The organism is Ensifer sp. ENS10 (assembly GCF_014852025.1).
Classification (GTDB): domain Bacteria; phylum Pseudomonadota; class Alphaproteobacteria; order Rhizobiales; family Rhizobiaceae; genus Ensifer.
In genome coordinates this window covers 270,089-295,761 of the sequence record NZ_JACVAS010000007.1, presented here as the reverse complement: position 1 = coordinate 295,761, position 25,673 = coordinate 270,089, and the positions used below count along the sequence as shown (strand labels likewise).

The window sequence follows — 25,673 nt, the reverse complement described above, 5'->3', positions numbered from 1 at the left end:
TCTTTCGGCGCGATCTAACCGGAAATTCGTGCAGTTTTTCTTAGCGCCTAGGCCGTGCTGGGTCTCGGCGACCGCATCATCAGCCGCAACTGGTTGAGCGAGAGCAAGCAGAACAGACCACCGACAACAATACCGGTACCGATCGTAACGTAGCTGGTTTCACCGGAGAGGGAGAAGGCCAGCACGGCCGCGCCAAGTCCGGCGGCGGCGAAGAGCACGGGCGGCCAGGAGAAATCGAAGGCGAGCGAGGACATCAGGCGAAGGCCGATGAGGGCGGCGAGGATCGCGCCGATGGCGCTGCCCCAGGCTAACGCCGCATCGTTCGCCCCAGCCAAGGCCAGGACTGCCAATGCTCCAAGGCTTAGAAGCACGCAGTCGGCCACGGCGAGCAGCAGGATCAACGCAAGGCGTTGCCTCAGGTGCAGCGGCGTCGGCAGCATGATCTGTGTCAGCGTGCGAACGAGCGAGAGGACGATGATGGCAGGCGCGGTTGCGAGGAAACCTTGCTGCAGGTCCGGGCTGATGACGAGCCAGGTGGCCGGGAGAAGTGCAGCGAAGATACCGGCGGCCATCATCAGCGCAAAGCTCGTCAGCAGCGCGTAGTATTGCCCGAGTTGGCGGGGAAGAGCGGCGCGATCGCCGGTCCGGTCATGCGCGGCAACGATCTCCGGATATTGGATCGCCTGAAGGGCCGAAACGATGAGCACGAACGGGCGTTGCAGCAGGTCGAGCGCAAGCAGGGCGCCGGCAGCACCCGTCGCGCCGAGCGCCGAGGTGAAGATCGCCTTCAGTGCCAAGGGCGCGAACATGGCGGCAGTGGCGGCCCCGGCCGAGACGCTGCCATAGATGAGATGCTTGCGGATACGGACATTGTCGAGCGCGGCGGCTGGGCGCGTGTCGGCGCGGCGGGAAAGAAGGAATGCAAGCAGGCCATAGGCAACGTAACCGGCGAGCAGGCCCGTGACGGTCGACAGAAAGCTTGGCGAAATGAGCGCACCGAGGAGCGTGCCCGCGGCGAGAATGGTGGCGCGGGAGCCCTGCAGCACCGAGAAGGCGCGAAAATCCTGGCGGAAACGCAGCATCGTCAGATGCAGGTCGCTGCCGCCTTGTGCGATCGACACCAGGCCGCCGACAAGCGCCACGACCGGCGGCACGCCGAAGATCAAGGACACGCCCGCCGCGATCAGGCACAGCACGGCGCAGGCGAGGGCTTCGGTCAGGATCGCCCGCCGCTCCGCCGCTTCACTGTCCGCATCCGCCCCAGGGTAGAAACGCATGCAGGCGAAACGCACCCATTCGAAGGCGGCGATCGCAGCGAACTGGCAGATGGAGATGAACAGTGAATAGCTGGCATAGTCGGCCGGCGCCAGCCAGTGGGCGACGACGATCAGCAGGCCAAAGGCGATGACGGCCTGGTAGAAATAGGCGCCGAGCGCAATGATCTTCGCCATGGTTTTTCTGCCCTACGCCCGCGGGGAACTGCGCATCTGATAGCGCAAAAGCGCAAAGAAAGTGTTTGCCGCCCCGCTTCAGGTCAGATCGTCGGGATCGAAATCCCTGACATCTTCAAGGAGTTCGATAAACCCTCGGACGGCATGGGCGATCAAAATCTCACCCCGTGCCGCCGTGGCAACCGAGGCATTGCCGGCGACACCTTCGCCATTCAGGTCGTGCATCTTCCAGCCGAAGGCGTGGGGACCGTAAGCGCGCAGATGCTTGAAGCGTTCAGAAAATTCGCCTTGGCGGGAGGTGAAATTTTCGGCCTTGGCCATGTCGACCCTGTCCGGATGGAGCGCCAGCATCACCGATGTCTCGATGTCGCCGCCGTGGATGTCCAAGGCTTTATCCTCCGGCTTGATCCAGCCGTCCGGTTGGCCGAAGCGGGTCCAACTCGTCGCGACGGCCAGCATGTTGAAGCGTACGCGCGCTTCGGTCGCGATGATCGTCATCAACGGCGAGTTGCCGCCGTGGGCGTTCAGCATCACGAACTTGCGGATACCTTGGTTGTGAAGATCACCGGCAATGCCGAGCCAGCGCTCGACCGCCTCGCCATAGGCAAGGGTTCGGCTGCCGGCGACATCCATGTGCTCGATGGAGTAACCGACCGGCTCGGCCGGCAGGAAGGTTACCGGCAGGCCGGCGGGCATGGCGGCGATCGTGCGGGAGACGATGCCCTCGGCGATCAGCGTGTCGGTTTCGAAGGGCAGATGCGGACCGTGCTGTTCATGGGCGCCGAGCGGCAGCACGGCGATCCAGTCACGGCGAGCGTCGGCCGGAAGGTCGGTCCGATTGTCCTGCCATCGCGGCTCAGGCATCGACATTTCTCTTCGATCCTCCACGTCAATTGTCGTAAAATTGTTATTTGAGTCATACAGTTCGTAATCGCAAGCTGTATTGTTATAAGTGTTCGACTCGGGGATTCGGCAGGAGGTCCAATGGGCAAGAAGAACAAGGCCGAAAAGAAAGGCAAGAACGGCAAGAAGAAGGACGAGTTCCTGAATGAGCCGCACGATCTTGCCGCTATCCTTGTCCAGGCAGCGCGTTCCATGCGCACCGTACTCTCCCGCAATCTTCTTGAAAGTGGTCTTTACGCCGGGCAAGACGGCGTAATGCTGGCGCTGGCCGAAGCCGACGGCATGACCGCGGGTGGGCTTGCCGCCAGGCTTGGGGTCAAGGCGCCGACCATGACCCGCACGATCGGGCGGATGGAAGCGCAGGGCTTCCTCGAGCGCCGTCCGGACGAGGACGATGCGCGGCTCACCAAGGTCTATCTTACTGAGCCCGGCCGCAACCGGCTGCAGATCATCGCCGAGGCGGGGCAGCATTCGGAAAAGCTCGCGACACGCGGCCTGACCGACAAGCAGGTGCGCACTCTGATGAAACTGCTGCGCGCCGTCGACAGTAATCTCCAGGCCGCACGGGCCGCCGACTGAGCCTTGTTCGCCGCATATTGCCGTGGCGATTTAAACAGTTTAAAAGGGATTTAAATTTATGGCACGCGTACGTCCGTTGGGATGTACGAAAAGTGCCGTGAGGCATGCTGCAAGAACCTCACTCGGATTGGATTGTGGGGCTGCGGCCGAGGGCGGAACAAGGCTACAGGGGGCATCGTGGCGCAAAAGGTCAAGCTTTCGACGATTGCGGAAACACTCGGTCTTTCGACGGCAACGGTATCCCTGGCTCTACGCGACAGTCCTTTGGTGGCGACCGTCACCCGCGATAAAATCAAGGAGCAGGCCCGCGCGCTCGGCTATATCTACAACCGCCGCGCTGCCAGTCTCAGAACATCCCGCTCCGGCATCATCGGCGTCGTCGTGCACGACATCATGAACCCGTTCTACGGGGAAATCCTGAAGGCGATCGAAGCGGAGCTCGACCGCGACAAGCAGACCTTCATTCTCTCCAACCACTACGATTCGGTCGACAAGCAGCGCGATTTCATCGAGACGCTGCTGCAGCTCGGCGGTGATGGCGTGATCATGTCGCCGGCGATCGGTACGCCGCTGGAGGACATCCAGCTTGCCGAGGACAACGGCATGCCGGCGATCCTAATCGCCCGTTCGATCGAGGGCGTGGACGTGCCGATCTTCCGCGGCGACGACGCCTACGGCATCTCGCTTGCCACCAACCACCTGATCGGCCTTGGCCATCGCTGCATCGCCATGGTCGGCGGCACCGACCAGACGTCGACCGGGCGCGACCGCTATCAGGGCTATGTCAACGCGTTGCGCAAGGCCAATATCGAGGTCGATCCGGAGCTGCGCATCCCCGGTCCCCGCACGAAGCAGGGCGGCTTCGAGGCGGCGGTGCATCTGCTCTCCCTGCCGCAGAAGCCGACGGCAGTCGTCTGCTGGAACGACCTGGTGGCGATCGGCATGATGAACGGCATCGCCCGCGCCGGTCTGGTGCCCGGCGTCGATATCTCTGTCACCGGCTACGACGACCTCGAAGAGGCGTCGATCGCCACGCCGGCATTGACCACCGTCTGGAATGGCCAGGCCGATGTCGGCCGCAGTGCTGCCCGCGCGCTCCTCGACAAGCTTTCCGGCAGCCACGAACCCGACGGTATCCATCTGATCAAGCCGGAAATGCGCATCCGCCAATCAACGGGCCCGTTGCGCGTCATCGCCTGAGATCTCCCTCCCGACAGGAGCTGCCCATGTCTGTGAACCGCACGCGCGTTCTCGTGCCCGGAAAGATCAATCAACGGGTCATCGATCGACTGGTCGGGCAATTCGAAGTCGTCAGGATCGAGAGTGCCGATCCAGCATTGGTGACGCCGGATATGCAGGACGTGAAAGCGGTTGCAGTAGCCGGCCGGCTGCCCGGTGCCCTGATGGATGTCCTGCCGCAGCTCGAGATCATCGCCAATTTCGGCGTCGGCTATGACGGCGTCGAGGTCGCACATGCCGCCGCCAAGGGCGTTGCCGTCAGCAATACACCGGATGTTCTGACCGAAGAGGTGGCCGACACGGCGGTTGGTCTTCTGCTGAATACACTCCGGCAATTGCCTCAGGCAGAACAATGGCTGCGCCAGGGACGCTGGAGCCGCGAGGGCGCGTTTTCTCTGTCGCCGCTGTCCCTGCGCGGCCGAAGCGTCGGTCTTTACGGCCTCGGTCGCATCGGGCTTTCGATCGCCAGGCGGCTGGAAGCCTTCGGGGTGTCGATCGCCTATCACACGCGCAGCCCGCGCGAGGGCCTGCCCTATGCCTACCATCCGACGCTCGTCGGCCTCGCGGCGGCGGTCGATACGCTCATTGTCATCGTGCCCGGCACCGAGGCGACGCGGCATACGGTGAATGCGGAGGTTCTCGTGGCGCTCGGCGGAAACGGCGTGCTGATCAATGTCGGGCGTGGTTCGACGGTCGATGAGGCGGCGCTGATCGCGGCGCTTCAGAAGGGCGTGATCGCCGGCGCCGGGCTCGATGTTTTCGAAAACGAGCCGCAGGTGCCGGACGCGCTGATGGCTTTGCCGAACGTGTCGCTCCTGCCGCATGTGGCCTCGGCCTCGGTGGTCACACGCAACGCCATGGCCGATCTCGTCGTCGACAATATCGCAGCCTGGTTTGCGACCGGAAGGGCTTTGACGCCGGTGCCGGAAACGCCGTTCAGCCGACGCGCGATTTGACACCCGGCGTCGTTGCCTCAGGCGGCGATGCGGAAGCCGTGATGTCAGGCGGCCAAACGGCCGGCGGCGTAAGTCCGCACCGCGTCGCCGAAGGCCCTAAACAGGCTGGCGGAGGGGGTGTCGGTGCGCACCCAGTATTCCGGATGCCATTGTACGCCGACGGCAAAGGCCTTGGCGCCGATCACCGAAACCGCTTCGATCGTGCCGTCGTCAGCCACCGCTTCGACAGCCAGGCGCGGAGCAGCGGCGCCGATCGCCTGTCGGTGCAACGAGTTGACGCGGATGCGGCCGGCGCCAAGCACGGGCGCGAGGCAGCTCCCTTCCTTGACGATGACGTCCTGGCGGATGCCATAGGCAACGTCGAGTTCCTTCACGTCAGGCTTGCGGTGATCCCAGATCCCCGGCTGATCCTGGATTTCGCTCGCCAGCGTGCCGCCGAGTGCGACGTTCAGTTCCTGGATGCCACGGCAGATGGCAAACAACGGCACACCGCGCTCGATCGCGCGCCGGATCAGGGGCAGGCTGGTCGCATCGCGGCCGGGATCGAAAGGTCCGTCACTGTCCTTGGCCTCGCGGCCATAGAGCGAGGGATGAACATTGGAGCGGGCGCCGCTTGCAAGCACGCCGTCGACGCGGTCGAGGATTTCGTCAATGTCGTTGCCGGTTTCGAGCGCCGGGATGAGGAAGGGCATAACGCCGGCGCCTTCGACGGCGGCGCGCACATATTGATGGGCAACGACATGCCAGACATTGCCGTCGAATTCGCGGAAATCGCAGGGGATGGCAACGACAGGTTTCGACATCATCAGGCTCCGTAATACGCTTAAGAAAAGCCTTGCCTTCAGATGCTGATGAAAGTCAACTGAGAACGTAGTGAGCGTGATCACCGCGCTGATCCAAGGCGGATCGGTAGCGAACACGAACTAAAAACGGCAGGAAATCGCAGGTAATTCTTTAAGATCGAGTAACCATCGCGCACGCAAATTCTGGATCGTCCGCCAGCATAGCTGAATTGTCGAAGTTGCAGTCGGGCCTTTTGTGTCGTGGATACCTATGTTTGGTTGCAGAAACCGAGTACTGTTCAGCGCGGTTCGCACTATTGAGTTGAACTCTTGGGTCTTGCCGGCACGGCCCTGTGGTTATTCTGGGATTCGGTACTTTTTTCGGGGCGTTAGACGAAATCATTCGTTAAGTCATCACCCCTAACAATCCGGTAAACCGGAGCTTGGTTCATGATGCGACTTGGACAGAGCGCTCTTCCGACTGACGTGTATCTGTCATCCGTGAGCTCGCTCTACGAACATCGCAAGACGTTGCTGATCGGCATGTTGTCGCATGTCGTGACGTTTCTGCTCGTCTATCTCAAGACCAGTGATCCGCTTTATCTCGCCTGCTCCGGCGTGATCTTCGTGCTCTGGGCGCTGCGCAATGTCGATATGGCGCGGTTCGACCGGCAGGATTTCTCCAATGCCGACCGGGCGATGGTCCGCAAATGGGAGAACCGCTATATCGTCGGCGGTGTCAGCGTCACGCTCACCTGCGGCATCGCTTGCGGTTATGCCATTGCCGTCAGTCAGGATTCCTTTTCAGAGCTTGCGACCATATCGGTGACGCTGGCCTCGATGATCTCGCTCGTTGGGCGCAACTACGGCTCGGAGCGGGCCGTGCTTCTCCTGTCCTCGTCCGCATGCCTGCCGATCGTGATCGGCCTGATGACGCTGCAGGACGTGTTCATGCTGGCGCTTGCCTTCCTCATCCTGCCGTTCATCCTTTCCACCTGGATGATGGCCAACAATGTGCGCGCCTTTCTCTATGAGAATGTTTTGGCGGCGCGCGAGATCGCGACGATTGCCGGCCAGTTCGACGCGGCGCTCAACAATATGACGCATGGCTTGTTCATGCTGGATGGCGACGGCCGCGTGGTGGTGGCCAATGAGCGTGCCAGCGAGTTGCTGGCGCTTGGCGACAGGACCGAACTCAAGGATTGGCTGCTCGATGACGTGATCCGGCGCGGCGCGCGGCGCATGCGGCTCGATGCCGAAAAGACCAAGGCGATCTCGCGTCAGCTCGATCTTCTGCTCAAGGGCAAGCGCCCGCAGGTATTGATCCCGGTCAGCGAGGAACTGCACCTCGAGTTTTCCGCCAGCCGCCGCGACAATGGCGATATCGTGCTGATCTTCGAGGACGTGACGGCACGCGTACAGGCGGACAAGCAGATTCTGCACATGGTGCGCTTCGACAAGCTGACCGAGCTGCCGAGCCGCGACTACTTCGGAGAGCTGGTTGTGGCCGCCGCAAGCGGCGACGAGAAGGAGGACCGGCTCGTCGGCCTGATGGTCCTCGACGTCACCGAGTTCAAGCATGTCAACGACATGCGCGGCCACATCGTCGGCGACAAGCTGCTGCAGGCGATCGCCGGCCGGTTGAAGGCGCTCGCCGGTGATGATGCGATCGCGGCGCGGCTGATGGGCGACGAGTTTGTCGTGTTCTTTCCGAACAGGGCTGACGTGGCCGATCTGGAAGAGCGGATGCGGGGGCTGCACACGGAACTGCGCGGCACCTATGTTGCCAGCGGCTTCACCTTCAACATGACCATGAGCGCGGGCTTCGTCATCGCGTCGAACGTGGATCTAAAACTCGAAGACCTGCAGATCAAGGCGGATCTCGCGCTTTCGGAAACCAAGCTGCGCAACCGCGGCGGCTGCACTGCGTTCGAAGTCGAGATGGACGCCCGCTATGTCGACCGCCAGAAGCTCAAGGCGGATTTGCGCGAGGCGATCAATGCGCGCAGCCTGACGCTTTCCTACCAGCCGATGTTCGCGCCGAGCGGCGGCCGGGTCGAATGCTGCGAAGCGCTGGCCCGCTGGACGCATCCGGAGCGCGGGCCGGTGCCGCCGAACGTGTTCATTCAGCTCGCCGAGGAACTGGGGCTGGTCACGGAGATCACGCGTTTCGTGCTCGACCATGCATGCCGGGATTGCATGGACTGGCCGAGCGATGTGTCCGTCTCCGTCAACCTCTCGGTGCTCGATCTACGCAGCAGCGAAATCGTCACGATGGTCACGGATGCGCTTCAGGCAACCGGCCTCGATGCTTCGCGGCTGCATCTGGAGGTCACCGAAAGCTGCCTGATGGACGAGCCGCTCAAGGTGCAGGCGATCCTGCGCGAGCTGCGGGGTCTCGGCATCACCATTGCCATCGACGATTTCGGCACCGGATACTCCAGCCTCAGTTATCTCGATGCCCTGCCGGTAGACATCATCAAGATCGATCGGTCCTTCGTGCGCAACATCCGTGAGGATTCGCGCCGCTTCAAGCTCCTGCGCGGGACGGCAAATCTTGCCCGTGCCCTCGGCCTGCGCATCGTCGTCGAAGGCGTCGAGACGACGGATCAGTTGCAGCTCATCACCGAGCATAATTGTGCCGATTTGATACAGGGCTTCGTCTTCGCCGCCCCCATGCCAGCTTCTGCTATTGCAACGCTTTGCAAGAACGGTGTGCCAAAACGAGGCACTAAACCCAGCAGCAAGCGCATCGCCTGACGCTGCGACCCCAAATTTCGTTCCGTTTTGATGCTGCGCATTCGGCAGCAAGCCCTTGATTAGTTGGGGTAAATTCATCCAGATTTGGTGCGTTTTGCTCCAAATCAACCGAATTAATTTACGAATTTTTAGGGTTAACAAAAAGTTAACAGTGAACTGTTCCGTTTTGCGGTTGCCGCCCCATTTTCCGTCAATAGGTTGACGATTTGTTAACCATGAGGTCTGGAATATGGGTGAGACGATTCACCAGGCGGAGCCTGGGCGTTTTTCTGAAAAGCTGATGCAATTGCTCGATCGTGTCGAATATCGGCGGGTCGAAACCGGCGAGGACATGGAGGACATCGCGCGGCTGCGTTACAAGTCCTACAAGTCCGTCAATCTGATGGAATTGACGGGCTCCACGCTGATCGACGATCTCGACTTCGACAGCCACGCCTATGTCTTCGGCATCTATCTCGATGAGAGCCTCGTCAGCACCGTGCGCGTACATCACGTAACGCCGGAGCACCGCGCCAGTACATCGGGCCTGATCTTCGGCTCCGAGATCGACGCGTTCCTCGATGCCGGCATGGTGCTCGTCGATCCGGGCCGATTGGCCGTCGACCCTGATGTCATCGGTGACGATATGCGGGCGCTTCCCTACCTCACGCTCCGCCCGGTCGCCATGGCCTGCGAATACTTTTCCGCCGACCGTTGCCTGACGGCCTGCCGGCCGCGCCACACCGCCTTCTACAAGCGCATTTTCGCCTCCGAGACCGTGGTCGCCAAGCGCGATAACCTGGGGGTCTACAATGCCGATGGCGCCCTGCTCGTGGCGCAGGTGAGGGGGCAGCGGCCCTCGATCCTCGACCGCTACCCGATTTTCGATTCGGAGCCTTTCGAACGCCGCATGATGTTTGCCGATCGCAGCGAGGTGCCGTTCGCCCCGCTGACGATCCTGCCGACCGCGCGCATGGCGCAAACCGGTTATGGACGTTCTTATCGAACCTCCGTCTTCCGCTAGCAGTCTTCGATGTCGACATCAGATGGTGAGGCGCGCCCGTGCGCGCCACCCTTGCTGCCGGCCGCGACATATCGCCCCATCAGGTACTGCTAAAGGACGGGTTTTCGTTGCACCCGGCCTAAGCATTGTGTAAGGGCAGCTATAAGGGTTTTCGCGACTTTTCGCGGGAGCCATGCTTCGATTAGGAGCGGCGGCGATCAAGGGTCGCGCCGTGGCATTCAGGGAGAATTTGAACGATGGCTGAGCATCATTCTGGACCGGTCGATGTGGGCGCTTCGATGGATTATCCGGAGCACGAGAAGACCTATCTCATGTTCCTGAGCGCATCGAAGTACGGCACGCTGTTTTGCGTGGCCCTGTTGATTGCCATGGCTGCCGCATTCTTCACGACGATGGGCTTCTTCTCCTCGCTCGTGCTCTTCATTCTGCTCAACGTCGCAGGTTTCTTCTTCCTGCGCTAATCAGCGTCATCGGACCGATTGCCGAGGGGCTTGACGTTTCCTCGGCAACCGGGCGCGAGCCCGGACGAAGGTGCATGCCGTCGACTGGAGGCGTCGACGCTGCGCAGCACTTCAAAATGCTACAGCGACCTTTGTGCAGCCAATAGGGTGTGCAGTGCTGTAGAGCCTAGAGATCTCCACGCCCGGGCATTCACTGCAATGGGACGTGTTTCCTCACTGCGTGAGGGGGGAGTGGAATGCAGACCCGCGATGCCGAGCACGGTTCGGCGTCGATCGGCGCCGGACCGCCTGCGGTTCGAACACCTGAGGTGTCTGTTTCCAGAATATATGTGCCTGGCACCCCAGTGCCTGGCATATGGGGGCGTGCAGGCTCGATTGGCCGCACGCTTTGCAGTCGGAGAGAATGCCCGCATTCCGGCCTTGGCTCGATTGCGGCCAAGGAGGGGGATTTGTGAGCGAGATTGTCTTTGTCGCCAAGGAAACGGACCCGAACGAGGGTCGCGTTGCCGCATCACCGGACACCGTGAAGAAACTGAAAAGCCTCGGCTTCGACGTCGTCATCGAGGCGGGCGCCGGGTTTTTGTCGCGCATTCCGGACGCTGAGTTCGAAAAGGTCGGGGCCCGGATCGGGACGATCGCCGACGCCAAGACGGCCGATGTCGTGTTGAAAGTGCGCCGGCCGACGACCGCCGAAATTGGCGGCTACAAGTCGGGCGCTATCGTGCTCGCCATCATGGATCCCTATGGCAACGAGGCGGCGATCGCCGAGATGGCCAAGGCCGGGCTTACTGCCTTTGCGATGGAACTGATGCCGCGCATCACCCGTGCGCAGTCGATGGACGTGCTGTCGAGCCAGGCGAACCTCGCCGGTTATCAGGCCGTGATCGACGCCGCCTGCGAATATGATCGGGCGTTGCCGATGATGATGACGGCGGCCGGGACGGTTCCTGCCGCCAAGGTCTTCGTCATGGGCGCGGGCGTTGCCGGCCTGCAGGCAATCGCGACGGCCCGCCGTCTCGGTGCCGTGGTCTCGGCGACGGACGTGCGTCCGGCAGCCAAGGAGCAGGTCGCCTCGCTCGGCGCCAAGTTCATCGCCGTCGAGGACGAGGAATTCAAGGCGGCCGAAACGGCCGGCGGCTACGCCAAGGAGATGTCCAAGGAGTATCAGGCCAAGCAGGCCGCACTCGTTGCCGAGCATATCGCCAAGCAGGACATCGTCATCACCACTGCACTCATCCCCGGCCGTCCGGCGCCGCGGCTCGTCACCCGTGACATGCTGAAAAGCATGAAACCCGGCTCGATCGCGGTCGATCTTGCGGTCGAACGCGGCGGCAACGTCGAGGGTGCTGAGCCCGGCAAGGTCGCCGAGGTCGAAGGCGTCAAGGTCATCGGCCATCTCAACGTGCCGGGCCGCATCGCGGCCTCCGCGTCCGGTCTCTACGCCAAGAACCTCGTCACCTTCCTGGAAACGATGGTGTCCAAGGAAACCAAGGCGCTCGCGCTCAACATGGAGGACGAGCTCGTCAAGGCGACGGCGCTCACCCATGGCGGTGAGGTCGTGCATCCGAACTTCGGCGCCAGCAAGGGGGACAAGTGATGGCGAATGAACTTCTCGACAAGGCGCTCGCCGATCTCGACCGGGCGGTGGAAGCGGTCCGCACCGCTGCAGAATACGTGCCGGACGCGGCTGGTGCTGTCGCCCATGGCGCGACCGGCGGCGCGATCGATCCTTTCGTCTTCCGCCTGGCGATCTTCGTGCTGGCGATCTTCGTCGGCTATTACGTCGTCTGGTCGGTGACGCCGGCGCTGCACACGCCGCTGATGGCGGTCACCAACGCGATTTCCTCGGTCATCGTCGTCGGTGCTCTGCTTGCCGTCGGCATCTCCGCCTCTGGGCTTGCCACCGGCTTCGGTTTTGTGGCGCTGGTGCTTGCCGCCGTCAACATCTTCGGCGGCTTCCTCGTCACCCAGCGCATGCTCGCCATGTACAAGAAAAAAGACAAGTGAGGCCGGCCCGATGAACGCTAACTTCGCAGCCTTCCTCTACCTCGTCTCCGGCGTCCTGTTCGTCATGGCGCTGCGTGGACTTTCGCATCCGACCACCAGCCGCAAGGGCAATACCTACGGCATGGTCGGCATGGGCATTGCCATCGTCACGACGTTGTTTTTGGCAAAGCCCAGCTTCGGTGGCCTGATGCTGATCGTGCTCGGCCTCGCCATCGGCGGCGGCGCCGGTGCTGTCATTGCCCGTCGCATCGCCATGACCTCGATGCCGCAGCTCGTTGCCGCTTTCCACTCGCTGGTCGGTCTTGCCGCCGTCATGGTGGCGGCTGCCGCCATGTACGCGCCGGAAAGCTTCGGCATCGGCACCCTCGGCGACATCCACGCCCAGGCGCTGGTCGAAATGTCGCTTGGCGTCGCCATCGGCGCCATCACCTTTACCGGTTCGGTCATCGCCTTCCTGAAGCTCGACGGGCGCATGTCCGGCAAGCCGATCATGCTTGCGGGACGTCACGCCATCAATGCAGGTCTGGCAATCGCGCTGGTCGTGCTGGTGGTCATGCTCGTGCTGACGCAGAGCACGACGGTGTTCTGGCTGATCGTCGCGCTGTCGCTCGTACTCGGCGTGCTGATCATCATCCCGATCGGCGGCGCCGACATGCCGGTGGTGGTGTCGATGCTCAACTCCTACTCGGGTTGGGCCGCAGCCGGCATCGGCTTCACGCTCGGTAACCTGGCGCTGATCATCACCGGTGCGCTCGTCGGCTCCTCCGGTGCGATCCTCTCCTACATCATGTGCAAGGGCATGAACCGCTCGTTCATCTCGGTCATCCTCGGCGGCTTCGGCGGCGAGACCGCGGCGGCCGTCAGCGACGATGGCATTCAGCGCACGGTCAAGCAGGGCTCTGCCGACGATGCGGCCTTCCTGATGGCGAACGCCTCCAAGGTGATTATCGTGCCGGGCTACGGCATGGCCGTTGCCCAGGCACAGCATGCGCTGCGCGAAATGGGCGACCAGCTGAAGGCCGCGGGCGTTGAGGTCAAGTACGCGATCCATCCGGTCGCGGGCCGCATGCCCGGCCACATGAACGTGCTGCTCGCGGAAGCGAACGTGCCCTATGACGAAGTGTTCGAGCTCGAGGACATCAACTCCGAGTTCGCTCAGGCCGATGTCGCCTATGTCATCGGCGCCAATGACGTCACCAATCCGGCCGCGCGTGACGACAAGTCCTCGCCGATCTACGGCATGCCGATCCTCGACGTCGACAAGGCCAAGACCTGCCTTTTCGTCAAGCGTTCGCTCGGCTCCGGCTATGCCGGCATCGACAACACGCTGTTCTACAAGGACGGCACGATGATGCTGCTCGGCGACGCCAAGAAGGTGACGGAAGATATCGTCAAGGCGCTGCACGCTTAACGCTGTTCGCATCGATCGACAATGAAACGCCCGCCTTTCGGCGGGCGTTTTGCGTTGGAAGGCATTGTGGGGCATGCGACGCATTCCGCAACAAGGCGTCATGCGTCTTCGAGGCCGATCTAACCGGCCGGTGCCAGCGTCAGTTGGTCGATGCCGACCGCGACGTTCAGCCCCTCCTGGACCTGAACGTTGACCGGCTGCAGCATGAAGGCCTTGTTCGTGCCGCCGCCGATCACCTTGGCGCCGCCGCCGACCGCGAGGCTCGCATCGGCGCCGACGCCGTAGTATTCGCCGGCAAGCGCGAACGCGCTAACCGGCGTTCCGGTCTTGGCAAAGACGTCCCAGACCATCGTGCTCTTGCCCGTCTTGCCGATGTCGATGCCGATCTTGCGAATCGTGCCGGCATAAACGGCCTTCGGTCCGCCATTGGTGGGCGTGAACGTGCACATCAGGTTCTTCGTCGAGGTCACGATCATGCCGGTGCCGCCTTCCGAACCGCAGACGAGACGGCCGAGTGCGACATAGTTCTGCGCGGCGGCCGGACCGGTGGCAAGCGCGGCCAGTGCCAGCGCAGTGACGAGGGTTCGTTTGATCATGGCTTGGTCTCCGTTCTTACTGCGCCGCGCGTCCCTTGGGGCGCTTGGTCGCGGTAGTACTTCGAATAGCTGCATGTCTTCCTTTGAATCGGAGCCGATCCGAGGAAACAGGCAGTGACGCCTTTGGCAAACGAACGATGGCCGGGAAGGTTCCGCCTTGGCGGAGAGGGCAGGGTGGCAAGCGGCACAAACGAAAACGCCCGCGAACTGTCGCGGGCGTTTCGAGGAACATGCTCGGGGAAGGACTTACGATGCCTTGACGCGGGCAAGGCCGGCGCGCGCCGGCTCGTATTTCGGGTCGAGCTGCAATGCGTGCGAATAGGACTTCGATGCCTTGGCCTTGTCGCCCTTGCGCTCGTAGATCAGCGCCTGGTTGGCCCAGGATTCGGCGACCTTGCCGTTGAGATTGATCGCGGTGTTGAAATCCGAGAAGGCGTTGTCGTCGTCGCCCTGGGCGACATAGGAAATGCCGCGGCCGTTGTAGGGCTCCGGCGAGCTCGGCGACAGCGAGATCGCGGTCGAGAAGTCTTCGATCGCCTGACCGTGCTGGTTGCGTGCCTGGTAGATCAGGCCGCGATTGTGATAGGCGCGGGGATCGGTCGTGTCGAGCTGGATCGCCTTGTTGAAATCGTTGAAGGCGGAATCGAGCTGGCCGGCCTGGCGATAGAGGTTGCCGCGGCCGATATAGGCGACGTCGTAGTTGGCGTTGAGCTGCAGCGCCATGTTGTAGTCGGCAAGTGCGGCCTGGGTGTTGCCCATGTTGCGGTGAACCAGCGCCCGGTTGGCATAGGCCTGGTAGAAGCGTGGGTTCAGCTGGATCGCCTGGTCGAAATCGGCAATGGCGCGGCGGTATTCGCCGGCGCGGCCATAGGACGAGCCGCGGACATTGTAGCCTTCGGGATCGCTCGGGTTCGAGGCGATGACGCTCGAGAGCGAGGCGATGTTTTCCTGCGAGCCCTGTTCGCGCTCGACCTTGTTGGTCATCGAGTCCGGGCCGTCGGTCGTGCAGCCTGCGAGAAGAAGGGCCGAACCAAGGAGCAGCATCGCGGCAAGCCTCGGCTTGCGCTGGTGGCGGCGAGACGCCTCATGGACAGTAAAACCGGAGACGTCCGCAGTCATGGCAGCAAGTGTCAAAGGTTGATCCCTCAAATCGACAAGGTCTCGAAAGCTATCGGCTTCCGTTCCTACAGCGCCGCGTGTCGTCATGACGCGCCAAGATCGCTGTAACACGTTGAGTTTCTGCATAATTCTGCCCTTAAATCGAACCCGATTTAAGGAACTATGCAGTAGAGCCGCTGAAACTCCCCGCGGGCTCCGCAGCCGGGCTTCATCGTGCCTCGGCAAGCCGTCCGGTTAAACGCTCCGGCCGGCCATCCGTCACCGGCAGCGTCGATCACGCTAGCCTGTCGGCGGAAAAGATGTCCATACCAAAAAAAGGCGGTGGCGATATTTCGCCCCCGCCACGACTTACATCGGAAAGCGTCGAAAAAACGACAAATCAGCGGGCCAGGAGGCCTTCGCGCTGTGCACGCTTGCGTGCCAGCTTGCGGACGCGGCGAACGGCTTCAGCCTTTTCGCGGGCGCGCTTCTGGGACGGCTTTTCATAGAAATCGCGCATCTTCATTTCGCGGAAAATGCCTTCGCGCTGCATCTTCTTCTTGAGAGCGCGGAGCGCCTGATCGACATTGTTATCGCGGACAAGTACCTGCACGTGAAATCCCGTTCCTTTGGTTCGAGTTGTTTGTGACTCCGTCAGGTGCCGGAGGCAAAAGAATGACATTCGCTAAGCTGGAAGCTTTACGATTAGAGGAGCGGATACCAGATCATCAGGCGAAAGTCCAGCGACGACATGAGCAAGCGCTGAAAAATCCTGGGATGCGGGGAGGCACCTGTTCCCGCCCCGGAAGTAGCTGATCGGCGACCATGTCGCAACTGCGCGCAAGTCCACGCAATTGCGTCGCAAAAGAAACGTTGCGCGGGCGTCGGATTTGCGATCTCTAACGCCAATGAGAACGGGGTTCATGGAGTGAGGCCGATGCGCAAATATTCAGTTTTCGCCGTGGCGCGCGAGGCGTTGCGCGGCCACAAGGGGTGGGCCCCGCAATGGGCGTCGCCGGAGCCGCGCAAAGAGTATGATGCGATCATCATCGGCGGCGGTGGCCATGGCCTCGGTGCGGCCTATTACCTCGCCAAGGAGCACGGCATCACCAATGTCGCGGTGCTCGAAAAGGGTTGGATCGGCGGCGGCAATACCGGCCGCAACACCACGATCATCCGGTCCAACTATCTCTATGAAGAGAGCATGGACATCTACGAGCATTCGCTGAAGCTCTGGGAAAACCTGTCGCAGGATCTGAACTACAACGTCATGTATTCGCCGCGCGGCGTCATGATGCTGTCGCACAACATCCACGACCAGCAGTCGTTCAAGCGCCATATCAATGCCAACCGCCTCTACGGCATCGACAATGAATGGCTGACGCCGGAACAGGCCAAGGCCTATTGTCCGCCGCTCGATATCGCCAAGACGGCGCGTTACCCGATCAACGGCGCGGCCCTTCAGCGCCGCGGCGGCACCGCCCGCCACGATGCGGTTGCCTGGGGGTACGCACGCGCCGCCTCTGACCGCGGCGTGCACATCATCCAGAACTGCGAAGTGACCGGCATCCGCCGTGACGAGACCGGCCGGGTCGTCGGCGTCGACACCAACCGCGGTTACATCGGCGCCAAGAAGGTCGGCGTCTCCGCCGCCGGCCATTCCTCGGTGCTGATGCAGATGGCCGACGTGCGTGTGCCGCTGCAGAGCCAGCCGCTGCAGGCATTGGTCTCCGAGCCGCTGAAACCGATCTTCCCCTGCGTCGTCATGTCGAACTCGGTGCATGCCTACATCTCGCAGTCCGACAAGGGCGAGTTCGTCATCGGCGCCGGCACCGACCAGTACAATTCCTATTCGCAGACCGGCGGCCTGCAGATCATCACCCACACGCTGGATGCGATCTGCGAGCTCTTTCCGATGTTCCGCCGCGTCAAGATGATGCGGCAGTGGGGCGGCATCGTCGACGTCACCCAGGACCGCTCGCCGATCCAGGGGGTCACGCCGGTTCCGGGCCTGTTCCTGAATGCCGGCTGGGGGACGGGCGGCTTCAAGGCGACGCCGGGCTCGGCCAATCTCTTCGCCCATCTGATCGCCAAGGGCGAGCCGCATCGTCTCTCCGCCGGGCTGACGCTGGATCGCTTCCGCACCGGCCGGCTCATCGACGAGGCGGCTGCCGCTGCCGTTGCGCACTGAGGATTTCGAGATGCTTCTGATCTACTGCCCCTATTGCGAAGAAGAGCGCTCCGAGCTCGAATTCCGCGGCGCCGGCGACGCCCATATCGCCCGTCCGACCAACATCGCCGACATCACCGACGAGGAATTCGAGGAATATTTCTTCCTGCGTCAGAACCCGAAGGGTCTGATCTTCGAACGCTGGCGCCATATCCATGGCTGCGGCCGTTTCTTCAACGCCGCGCGCGACACGGTCAGCGACCGCTTCTACACCACTTACAAGGCTGGCGAGCCGAAGCCTGACATCGCCGCCATTCTTCAGAGCGAGCAGGATAAGGGAGCTGCGAAATGATGGGGGCCAATCGCATTCCAGGCGTGGGCCGCCTGACACCGGCGCGCACCGCACGCTTCACCTTCGACGGCCGCACGCTGACGGCGCTCGAGGGCGATACGGTCGCCTCGGCGTTGCTTGCCAACGGCATTCACCTTGTCGGCCGTTCGTTCAAGTATCACCGCCCGCGCGGCATTCTGTCGGCCGGTGCGGAAGAGCCGAACGCGCTGCTTGATGTCTCGCGTGATGCCGCCCGACGGCAGCCGAACGTGCGCGCCACGGTGCAGGAAGTCTTCGACGGCATGAAGGTGGAATCACAGAACCGCTGGCCGTCGCTCGCCTTCGACGTCGGCGGTCTCAACGATCTCATGTCGCCGTTCTTCGCCGCCGGCTTCTACTACAAGACCTTCATGTGGCCGAAGGCCGCCTGGCACGCGATCTATGAACCCTTCATCCGCCGCGCGGCCGGTCTCGGCGTCGCCCCGACGGAAGCCGATCCGGATCACTATGCGAGCCGCTACGCCCATTGCGACGTGCTCGTCATCGGGGCCGGGGTTGCCGGACTTTCGGCAGCACTTGCCGCCGCCAAGGCGGGCGCCAAGGTAATCATCTGCGACGAGCAGCCGGAAGTGGGCGGTGCGCTGCGCTATGAAAGCGGCACGACGATCGACGGCAAGGACGGCTGGGACTGGGCGCAGGAGACTGCCAAGGCGCTTGCCGCCATGGACAACGTCACGCTTTTGACCCGCACCACCGGGTTCGGTTACTACAACCACAATTTCGTCGGCCTGGTCGAACGGGTGACCGATCATCTGGCGGCGCTCGACAAGTCGCTGCCGCGCGAGCGGCTGTGGCAGGTGCGCGCCAAGAAAGTGATCCTCGCCAACGGCCAGATCGAACGGCACATGGTGTTTGCCAACAACGACCGGCCGGGCATCATGCTCGCTTCGGCCGGCCGCACCTATCTCAACCATTTCGGCGTCGCCGTCGGCTCGAAGGTCGGCGTCTACACCGCCCATGACTCGGCCTATGAAGCGGCCTTCGACCTGAAGCGCGCCGGTGTTACCGTGGCGGCCATCGTCGATTGCCGCGAGAATCCCGGCGAGGCGGTTCTCGCCGAGGCACGCCGTCTCGGCATCGAAGTGCTGACCGGGCATTCGGTGATCAAGGCCGGCGGCAAGCTACGTGTGAACTCGATCAGCGTCGCCCGCAACGGTGGCGGTGCGGCCCGCAAGATCACCGTCGACGCGCTGCTGGTCTCGGCCGGCTGGACGCCGTCGGTGCACCTCTTCTCGCAGTCGCGCGGCAAGGTGAAGTTCGATGCGGCAACGCAGCGCTTCCTGCCCGGCACCTATCTGCAGGATTGCCTGTCGATCGGCGCCTGCAACGGCACCGACGATCTTCAGGCAACGATCGACGAGGCGCTTGCCGCCGGCGAACTGACCGCGCGTGCGGCCGGTGCCGAAGGCGGAGCGCAGGTGGCGCTTTCGGGTGAAAATCGCTTCGGCTGGACCGGCGGCATGATCGGCGCTGCAGAAGGCGCCGGGCCGGACACGACGGTCAAGGCCTTCATCGACTTCCAGCACGACGTCTGCGCCAAGGACATCCGTCTGGCGGTGCGCGAAGGCATGCACTCGATCGAGCATATCAAGCGCTTCACCACCAACGGCATGGCGTCCGACCAGGGCAAGCTGTCCAACATGCACGGTCTGGCGATCGCCGCCGAAGCGCTTGGCAAGGACATCCCTCAGGTGGGCCTCACCACCTTCCGCCAGCCCTATACGCCGATAACCTTCGGCGCGATCGTCAACCATTCGCGTGGGCCCCTCTTCGATCCGGCGCGCAAGACGCCCATGCATGCCTGGGAGGAGGCGCATGGCGCCGAGTTCGAGGACGTTGGCAACTGGAAGCGCGCCTGGTTCTATCCGCGCGCCGGCGAAGACATGCACGAGGCGGTCGGGCGCGAATGCAAGACCGTGCGTGACGTCGCCGGTGTCTTCGACGCCTCGACGCTCGGCAAGATCGAGGTCGTCGGCCCGGATGCCGCGCAGTTCCTCAATCTCATGTACACCAATGCCTGGGACAACCTGAAGCCGGGCCGCTGCCGCTACGGGATCATGCTGCGCGACGACGGCTTCGTCTATGACGACGGCGTGGTCGGCCGCCTGGCAGAGGACCGCTTCCACGTGACGACGACGACCGGCGGTGCGCCGCGCGTCATGAACCACATGGAAGACTATCTGCAGACCGAGTTCCCGCATCTGAAGGTGTGGCTGACCTCGACGACGGAACAGTGGGCCGTCATCGCCGTCCAGGGGCCGAAGGCACGCGAGATCATCGCGCCGCTGGTTGAAGGCATCGACCTTTCCAACGAGGCCTTCCCGCATATGAGCGTTGCCGAAGGCAAGATCTGCGGCGTCCCGACCCGGCTCTTCCGCATGTCGTTCACTGGCGAGCTCGGCTTCGAAGTCAACGTTCCGGCTGACTATGGCCAGGCGGTCTGGGAAGCGATCTGGGCGCGGGCCGAGCCAATGGGCGCCTGCGCCTACGGCACGGAAACCATGCACGTGCTGCGCGCCGAGAAGGGTTACATCATCGTCGGCCAGGATACCGACGGTACGCTGACGCCCGACGATGCCGGCCTCTCCTGGGCGGTGTCGAAGAAGAAGCCCGACTTCGTCGGTATCCGCGGCCTCAAGCGCCCGGATCTCGTCAAGGATGGCCGCAAACAGCTCGTCGGCCTGCTCACCAAGGATCCGAAGGTGGTGCTGGAGGAGGGCGCGCAGATCGTGGCCGATCCGAACCAGCCGAAGCCGATGACCATGCTTGGCCATGTGACGTCGTCCTACTGGTCGGAAAACTGCGGTCGTTCGATCGCGCTGGCGATGGTTGCCGGCGGGCGCGAGCGCCTCGGCCAGACACTCTACGTGCCGATGGCCGATCGCACGATCGCCGTCGAGGTGAGCGACATGGTGTTCTTTGACAAGGAAGGGGGTCGCCTCCATGGTTGATCAGGCAATTGCAAGCCGCAAGGCGGCGCTCACCTCGCGCGGCGGCTCGGCCGAAGCGATCCTGACGCCGGCACCGGCGGCGACACGCATCTCGTTGCGCGCCGGTGCCGATGCACTGCCGGCGCTCTCGGCAGCGCTCGGCGTCACCCTGCCGACGCGGCCGAAGACCTCGGCCTCATCAGGCCAGCGTCATGCCCTGTGGATCGGGCCGGACGAGTGGCTGGTGTTCGATGAAGGCGAAGCCGACCTGATGGCGGCGGCTGCTTCGAGCGGGACACTACATTCGGCGGTCGACATTTCGCATCGCAACGTTGCCGTCATCGTCAGCGGTGCGGGCGCGGACGTGGCTGTTAACAGCGGCTGCCCGCAGGATCTGTCGCTGCCGATCTTCCCTGTCGGCGCCTGCTCGCGCACCATCTTCGGCAAGGCGGAGATCATTCTCCTCCGCACCGGTGAGGACCAGTTCCGGGTCGAGTGCTGGCGGTCGTTCTCGCCCTTCGTCTTCGGTCTGCTGTCCGAAGGTGCTGCCGACGCGGGGCATTGAATAGAAGAGCCGGGAAGTGCCTGCAAGCGCTTCCCGGCTTTCTCAGACCGTCTGAAATTGTCCGCTCTCATTGTGCTGGCAGGACGCGTGGGCCATGCCGCCTCACGCATCCGCTGGCCGGTCCTTCGGATCGAACTGGATGATCGTCTGCCAGGTGGCCGTCAACGCCGGCTTGCGCTCGCCCTCGATTTCGACGCTGACGTCGTAGGTGATCATCAGCATGCTGGCGCCGCGGAAGCGGGCATCGGCCATCACGAAGTGGCCGCGCACCTTGGCGCCGCTCTTCACCGGAGCGATGAAGCGCACTTTTTCGAAGCCGTAATTGATGCCCATGGTCTGTTCGCGGATCTTCGGCAGGCAATTGTAGTTCATGGCCGAAAGCAGCGAGAGCGACAGGAAGCCGTGTGCAATCGTGCCGCCAAAGGGTGTTTCGGCGGCGGCGCGGACCGGATCGACGTGGATATACTGGTAGTCGCTGGTCGCTTCGGCGAACTTGTCGATCGTTTCCTGAGTGACCGTGATCCAGTCGGAAACGCCGACCTCCTTGCCGACCAGTACCTTGATCTCAGAAAGTGATATGTCCTGCAGCATGTAAACGCCCCGAAACAAGCCCCCCGAACGATCTATAGGCCCGCCCGGTGCAACCTGCAAGCGGTGGAAAAGCTTTAGAAAACTTCGACAAGGAAGGTGACGGACCGCGGCGCGACATGGTCTGGAATGGCAGGTCTTGCCAGCACGTTCTGCCACTTTCCGTCGATGCTGTCGGGGAGCCTGACGGGGTGGGGCGCGTGGCTGCGGTTGATGACGACGGCAAGGCGCGTCGCCCGCTTCTGCGTGCGGTCACGGGTGGCGAGCACCATCATCAGATTGTCCGTCGCCGGATGCTCCCAGTCGCCGACGGCCATGGGCTGTCCGTCCAGCCGCCGCCAATCGACATCGCCGTTTCCGGTCAGGAACGCCGTTTGGTCAAATACGTCGAAGCGTCGGCGCATCGCCGACAAGGCCGCTGTGTGGGCGACGATATCGTCGTCCATCGCGGTCCAGTCGAGCCAGGTAATCGCGTTGTCCTGACAATAGGCGTTGTTGTTGCCGTTCTGGCTGCGCCCGCCTTCGTCGCCGGCCGTCAGCATGATCGTCCCGCGGGAGGAAAACAGCGTGCCGATGAGCGCCATCACGTCATGACGTCGGGCCGTCAGGATTTCCGGATCTCCGGTGGCGCCTTCCGCGCCGTTGTTCCAGGAGTGGTTTTCGTTGTGGCCGTCGCGGTTCTCTTCGCCGTTCGCCTCGTTGTGTTTGCCGGCGTAGGAGACGATGTCGGCGAGCGTGAAGCCGTCATGGGCGGCGATGAAGTTGACGGTCCGTGTCCCGCACTCGCCCCAGCGGGCAAAACTGCCAGACGAGCCGGCGAGCGCCGTCGCCAGAGCGCCGATCGCGTGGCGGTCGCCGCGCCAGTAGATGCGGATGTCGTCGCGAGCGCGGTCGTTCCATTCAAGGAAGGGGGAGGGGAAGTTGCCGAGTTGGTAGCCGCCCGGGCCGATGTCCCAGGGTTCGGCGATCAGCACGCGGTCGGCAAGCAGCGGATCGGCCGAGATCGCCTGGAAGAGCCGCGCCTCGCGATGGAAACCACCCATGTCGCGGCCGAGGATCGAGGCGAGGTCGAAGCGGAAGCCGTCGACACCGGCGGCATGCACGAAATGGCGCAGGCTGTCGAGGATCAGCGCTTCGACCACCGGGTGGTCGCAGGCAATGGTATTGCCGCAGCCGGTGTCGTTGATGAGTTCGCCTGGGCGATCGGTGACATGACGATAATAGGTCAGGTTGTCGAGGCCGCGCATCGACAACGTGGTGCCGAAGCGGTCGCTTTCGCCGGAATGGTTGAAGACGAGATCGAGGATGACGCCGATGCCGGCCTTGCGCAGCGCCTCGACCGTCTTGCGCAGTTCCTTGATGCCGCCCGGCACCAGCCGCGGGTCGAGCGCCATCGGCGCGATCGGATTGTAGCCCCAGCCGTTCTTCAGGCCGAGGGACGGCAGGTGGCGTTCGTCGATCCAGGCGACGATCGGCATCAGCTCGACGGCCGAGACGCCGAGGCGCTTGAGATGCTCGATGATCACGGGCTCGGCCAGGGCCGCCACGGTGCCACGCTTGGCTTCCGGGATATCCGGATGGAGGATCGTGAAGGGCTTGACGGCGATCTCGTAGATAAGGCCGCCAGCACGGAAGAGTGGCGCCTTCGGCTTGACGATCTTCGCCTCGGTGACAATGGCTTTTGGCACCAGATCAGCGGTGTCTTCGCCAAAAATCATCAGGCGCGGATCATGCTGGAATGGTCGGTCGAGTTCGACGGCATAGGGATCGACCAGGAGCTTGGAGGGGTCGAACCAGAGCCCGTGGTCGGGGGAATAGACGCCATCGGCGCGAAAGCCGTAGCGCGTGCCCTTCGGGGCGTCGGCGACCGTCAGGCTGTGCAGGTCGCCGTTGCGGACCATCGGTAGCTGCCGCAATTGCTTGGAGCCGGTCTTGTCGAAGAGGCAGAGATCGATGCGGGCGGAGTTGCGCGACCAGACCGAAAACGCGGTGCCCTCAGGCGTGACGGTGGCGCCGAGGGGTGGATTTCCGGTGGTCGGCATGAAGGCGGCCCTCTTGTTCCAGATGTGCCCGAACACCCCCTCTGCCCTTCCGGGCAAAGGGGGTGTTCGGTCGACAGAAAAAGGGCCGCATAAAGCGGCCCAGTATCTCAGGTGATGACGCTCGGCTCGGTGCGGCCGGTGCGGGTCTTGATGCCGGCGATCTCGTCGGCAACGGCGATGAGATCGGCAAGCGCTGTCTGCGTTTCGATGTCGTGGCGCGCCGCATCGGGCTCGAAGCGCTCGATGTAGACGCGCAAAGTCGCGCCCGAGGTGCCGGTGCCTGACAGGCGGAAGACGACGCGCGAGCCGCCCTCGAACAGGATGCGGATGCCCTGGTTCTTGCTGATGGAATGATCGACTGGGTCGTTGTAGGCGAAGTCGTCTGATGTCGCCACCTTGAGCGCGCCGAAGGACATGCCGGGAAGCGTGGCAAGCTGGTCGCGCAGGTTGGCGATCAGGCCGTTGGCGGCGTCGCTATCCACTTCCTCGTAGTCGTGGCGCGAGTAGTAGTTGCGGCCGTAGGTCGCCCAGTGCTTCTGAGCGATGTCGAGGGCACTTTCCTTGCGCACGGCGAGAATGTTGAGCCAGAGCAAGACGGCCCAGAGGCCGTCCTTTTCGCGCACATGGTTTGAGCCGGTGCCGGCGCTTTCCTCGCCGCAGATCGTCGCCATGCCCTCGTCGAGCAGGTTGCCGAAGAACTTCCAGCCGGTCGGCGTCTCGTAGATGCCGATGCCGAGCTTCTCGGCGACGCGGTCGGCCGCGCCGCTGGTCGGCATCGAACGGGCAATGCCGGCAAGGCCCTTGGCGTAGCCGGGCGCCAGATGCGCGTTGGCGGCAAGCATCGCGAGGCTGTCGGAGGGCGTGATAAAGATGCCGCGGCCGATGACGAGGTTGCGGTCGCCGTCACCGTCGGAGGCGGCGCCGAAATCCGGCGCGTCGGGCGCCATCATCGTCTCGTAGAGCGCGCGGGCGTGCACCAGGTTCGGGTCCGGGTGGTGGCCGCCGAAGTCCGGCAGCGGAATGAAGTTCATCACCGAGCCCTTGGGTGCGCCCAAGCGTTTCTCGATGATCTCCTTGGCGTAAGGCCCGGTGACGGCGCTCATGGCGTCGAAGACGACGCGGAAGCCGCCCGAGATCAGCTTGCGGATGGCTGCGAAGTCGAACAGGCTTTCCATCAGCTCGGCGTAGTCGGCCACCGGATCGATGACGGTCACCGTCATGCCGTCGATCTCTTGCGTACCTTCGGCATCGAGGTTGATGTCGGCGACGTCAGACGTCTTGTAGCTGTCGATCACCTTGCTGCGGGCATAGATCGCGTCGGTGACCTTTTCCGGTGCCGGGCCGCCATTGCCGATATTGTATTTGATGCCGAAATCTTCCGTTGGGCCGCCGGGATTGTGGCTGGCCGAGAGCACAATACCGCCAAAGGCCTTGTATTTGCGGATGACGTTGGAGGCGGCCGGCGTCGACAGAATGCCGCCACGGCCGACGAGTACGCGGCCGAAGCCGTTCGCCGCCGCCATCTTGATGGCGATCTGGATGACTTCGCGGTTGTAGTAGCGGCCGTCGCCGCCGATCACCAGTGTTTCGCCCTGAAAGCCCTCGAGCGAATCGAAGATCGACTGGATGAAGTTCTCGGCATAGTTCTTCTGCTGGAAGACCGGGACCTTCTTGCGCAGCCCCGACGTGCCAGGCTTCTGGTCGCCATAGGGGGTTGTGGTAACCGTTCTTATCATGCTGA

The 25,673-nt window shown here is 63.0% G+C and carries 22 protein-coding genes; 13 read left to right on the top strand and 9 right to left on the bottom strand.

Annotated features, from left to right (window positions below):
- Positions 1-47: 47 nt before the first annotated feature.
- The gene (locus IB265_RS23825) at positions 48-1,451 is read right to left on the bottom strand and encodes a hypothetical protein (protein ID WP_057254579.1); all 1,404 of its coding nucleotides are present in this window, start codon (positions 1,449-1,451) and stop codon (positions 48-50) included.
- A gap of 78 nt (positions 1,452-1,529) precedes the next feature.
- A complete protein-coding gene (locus tag IB265_RS23820) occupies positions 1,530-2,321 on the bottom strand; it encodes a creatininase family protein (RefSeq protein ID WP_057254580.1) in 792 nt (263 codons plus the stop codon).
- Positions 2,322-2,435: 114 nt separating this feature from the next.
- Between IB265_RS23820 and IB265_RS23815 the strand changes: the two genes are divergently transcribed.
- From IB265_RS23815 to IB265_RS23805, 3 genes are all read left to right on the top strand, one after another.
- Entirely contained in the window at positions 2,436-2,933 is a 498-nt protein-coding gene (locus IB265_RS23815; RefSeq protein WP_057254581.1) for a MarR family winged helix-turn-helix transcriptional regulator, read from the top strand.
- Positions 2,934-3,110: 177 nt separating this feature from the next.
- Complete coding sequence (locus IB265_RS23810) at positions 3,111-4,133, top strand: LacI family DNA-binding transcriptional regulator (RefSeq protein WP_057254582.1); 1,023 nt, start codon at positions 3,111-3,113, stop codon at positions 4,131-4,133.
- 32 nt (positions 4,134-4,165) lie between these two features.
- The gene (locus IB265_RS23805) at positions 4,166-5,128 is read left to right on the top strand and encodes a 2-hydroxyacid dehydrogenase (protein ID WP_057254823.1); all 963 of its coding nucleotides are present in this window, start codon (positions 4,166-4,168) and stop codon (positions 5,126-5,128) included.
- A gap of 44 nt (positions 5,129-5,172) precedes the next feature.
- Here IB265_RS23805 and IB265_RS23800 read toward each other — a convergent pair whose 3' ends face one another.
- Positions 5,173-5,931, bottom strand: a complete 759-nt coding sequence (locus IB265_RS23800; protein WP_057254824.1) for a gamma-glutamyl-gamma-aminobutyrate hydrolase family protein — start codon at positions 5,929-5,931, stop codon at positions 5,173-5,175.
- A 429-nt stretch (positions 5,932-6,360) separates the two neighbouring features.
- Here IB265_RS23800 and IB265_RS23795 point away from each other — a divergent pair, with 429 nt between their 5' ends.
- The 6 genes from IB265_RS23795 to IB265_RS23770 all read left to right on the top strand — a co-directional run bounded on the left by IB265_RS23795 (position 6,361) and on the right by IB265_RS23770 (position 13,552).
- Positions 6,361-8,670 (top strand): bifunctional diguanylate cyclase/phosphodiesterase, encoded by a 2,310-nt coding sequence (locus tag IB265_RS23795; RefSeq protein ID WP_057254583.1) that lies wholly within the window; start codon positions 6,361-6,363, stop codon positions 8,668-8,670.
- 229 nt (positions 8,671-8,899) lie between these two features.
- Positions 8,900-9,673 (top strand): hypothetical protein, encoded by a 774-nt coding sequence (locus IB265_RS23790; RefSeq protein ID WP_057254584.1) that lies wholly within the window; start codon positions 8,900-8,902, stop codon positions 9,671-9,673.
- A gap of 236 nt (positions 9,674-9,909) precedes the next feature.
- Positions 9,910-10,134, top strand: coding sequence for an aa3-type cytochrome c oxidase subunit IV (locus IB265_RS23785; protein WP_057254585.1), 225 nt, complete (start codon positions 9,910-9,912; stop codon positions 10,132-10,134).
- 451 nt (positions 10,135-10,585) lie between these two features.
- Positions 10,586-11,731 carry a Re/Si-specific NAD(P)(+) transhydrogenase subunit alpha gene (locus tag IB265_RS23780; protein ID WP_057254586.1) on the top strand — a complete coding sequence of 382 codons (1,146 nt, stop codon included), beginning with the start codon at positions 10,586-10,588 and terminating at the stop codon, positions 11,729-11,731.
- Positions 11,731-12,141, top strand: a complete 411-nt coding sequence (locus IB265_RS23775) for an NAD(P) transhydrogenase subunit alpha (RefSeq protein WP_057254587.1) — start codon at positions 11,731-11,733, stop codon at positions 12,139-12,141. The genes IB265_RS23780 and IB265_RS23775 overlap by 1 nt, the downstream gene beginning before the upstream one ends.
- A gap of 10 nt (positions 12,142-12,151) precedes the next feature.
- Positions 12,152-13,552 (top strand): NAD(P)(+) transhydrogenase (Re/Si-specific) subunit beta, encoded by a 1,401-nt coding sequence (locus IB265_RS23770; protein ID WP_057254588.1) that lies wholly within the window; start codon positions 12,152-12,154, stop codon positions 13,550-13,552.
- A 119-nt stretch (positions 13,553-13,671) separates the two neighbouring features.
- On the opposite strand, the gene IB265_RS23765 is transcribed toward IB265_RS23770, so the two are convergent.
- The 3 genes from IB265_RS23765 to rpsU form a co-directional block, all read right to left on the bottom strand.
- On the bottom strand, positions 13,672-14,148 hold the full coding sequence (locus IB265_RS23765) for a DUF992 domain-containing protein (RefSeq protein WP_057254589.1): 477 nt from the start codon (positions 14,146-14,148) through the stop codon (positions 13,672-13,674).
- A 246-nt stretch (positions 14,149-14,394) separates the two neighbouring features.
- Positions 14,395-15,282 (bottom strand): tetratricopeptide repeat protein, encoded by an 888-nt coding sequence (locus IB265_RS23760; protein ID WP_057254590.1) that lies wholly within the window; start codon positions 15,280-15,282, stop codon positions 14,395-14,397.
- A gap of 364 nt (positions 15,283-15,646) precedes the next feature.
- On the bottom strand, positions 15,647-15,859 hold the full coding sequence (gene rpsU / locus IB265_RS36880) for a 30S ribosomal protein S21 (RefSeq protein ID WP_012709405.1): 213 nt from the start codon (positions 15,857-15,859) through the stop codon (positions 15,647-15,649).
- A gap of 324 nt (positions 15,860-16,183) precedes the next feature.
- Here rpsU and IB265_RS23750 point away from each other — a divergent pair, with 324 nt between their 5' ends.
- From IB265_RS23750 to soxG, 4 genes are read left to right on the top strand one after another with little or no spacing between them, the layout of a single operon-like run.
- On the top strand, positions 16,184-17,437 hold the full coding sequence (locus tag IB265_RS23750; RefSeq protein ID WP_057254591.1) for a sarcosine oxidase subunit beta family protein: 1,254 nt from the start codon (positions 16,184-16,186) through the stop codon (positions 17,435-17,437).
- A gap of 10 nt (positions 17,438-17,447) precedes the next feature.
- Positions 17,448-17,768, top strand: a complete 321-nt coding sequence (locus IB265_RS23745) for a sarcosine oxidase subunit delta (RefSeq protein ID WP_057254592.1) — start codon at positions 17,448-17,450, stop codon at positions 17,766-17,768.
- A complete protein-coding gene (locus IB265_RS23740; RefSeq protein WP_057254593.1) occupies positions 17,765-20,758 on the top strand; it encodes a sarcosine oxidase subunit alpha in 2,994 nt (997 codons plus the stop codon). The genes IB265_RS23745 and IB265_RS23740 overlap by 4 nt, the downstream gene beginning before the upstream one ends.
- Positions 20,751-21,302, top strand: a complete 552-nt coding sequence (soxG, locus tag IB265_RS23735) for a sarcosine oxidase subunit gamma family protein (protein WP_057254594.1) — start codon at positions 20,751-20,753, stop codon at positions 21,300-21,302. The genes IB265_RS23740 and soxG overlap by 8 nt, the downstream gene beginning before the upstream one ends.
- 102 nt (positions 21,303-21,404) lie before the next feature.
- Here the strand turns inward: soxG and IB265_RS23730 are convergent, their stop codons facing one another.
- The 3 genes from IB265_RS23730 to IB265_RS23720 all read right to left on the bottom strand — a co-directional run bounded on the left by IB265_RS23730 (position 21,405) and on the right by IB265_RS23720 (position 25,668).
- On the bottom strand, positions 21,405-21,893 hold the full coding sequence (locus IB265_RS23730; protein WP_057254595.1) for a MaoC family dehydratase: 489 nt from the start codon (positions 21,891-21,893) through the stop codon (positions 21,405-21,407).
- Between the two features lie 74 nt (positions 21,894-21,967).
- Positions 21,968-23,932, bottom strand: coding sequence for a glycogen debranching protein GlgX (gene glgX, locus IB265_RS23725; RefSeq protein WP_057254825.1), 1,965 nt, complete (start codon positions 23,930-23,932; stop codon positions 21,968-21,970).
- 107 nt (positions 23,933-24,039) lie between these two features.
- On the bottom strand, positions 24,040-25,668 hold the full coding sequence (locus IB265_RS23720; RefSeq protein WP_057254596.1) for an alpha-D-glucose phosphate-specific phosphoglucomutase: 1,629 nt from the start codon (positions 25,666-25,668) through the stop codon (positions 24,040-24,042).
- Positions 25,669-25,673 lie beyond the last annotated feature (5 nt).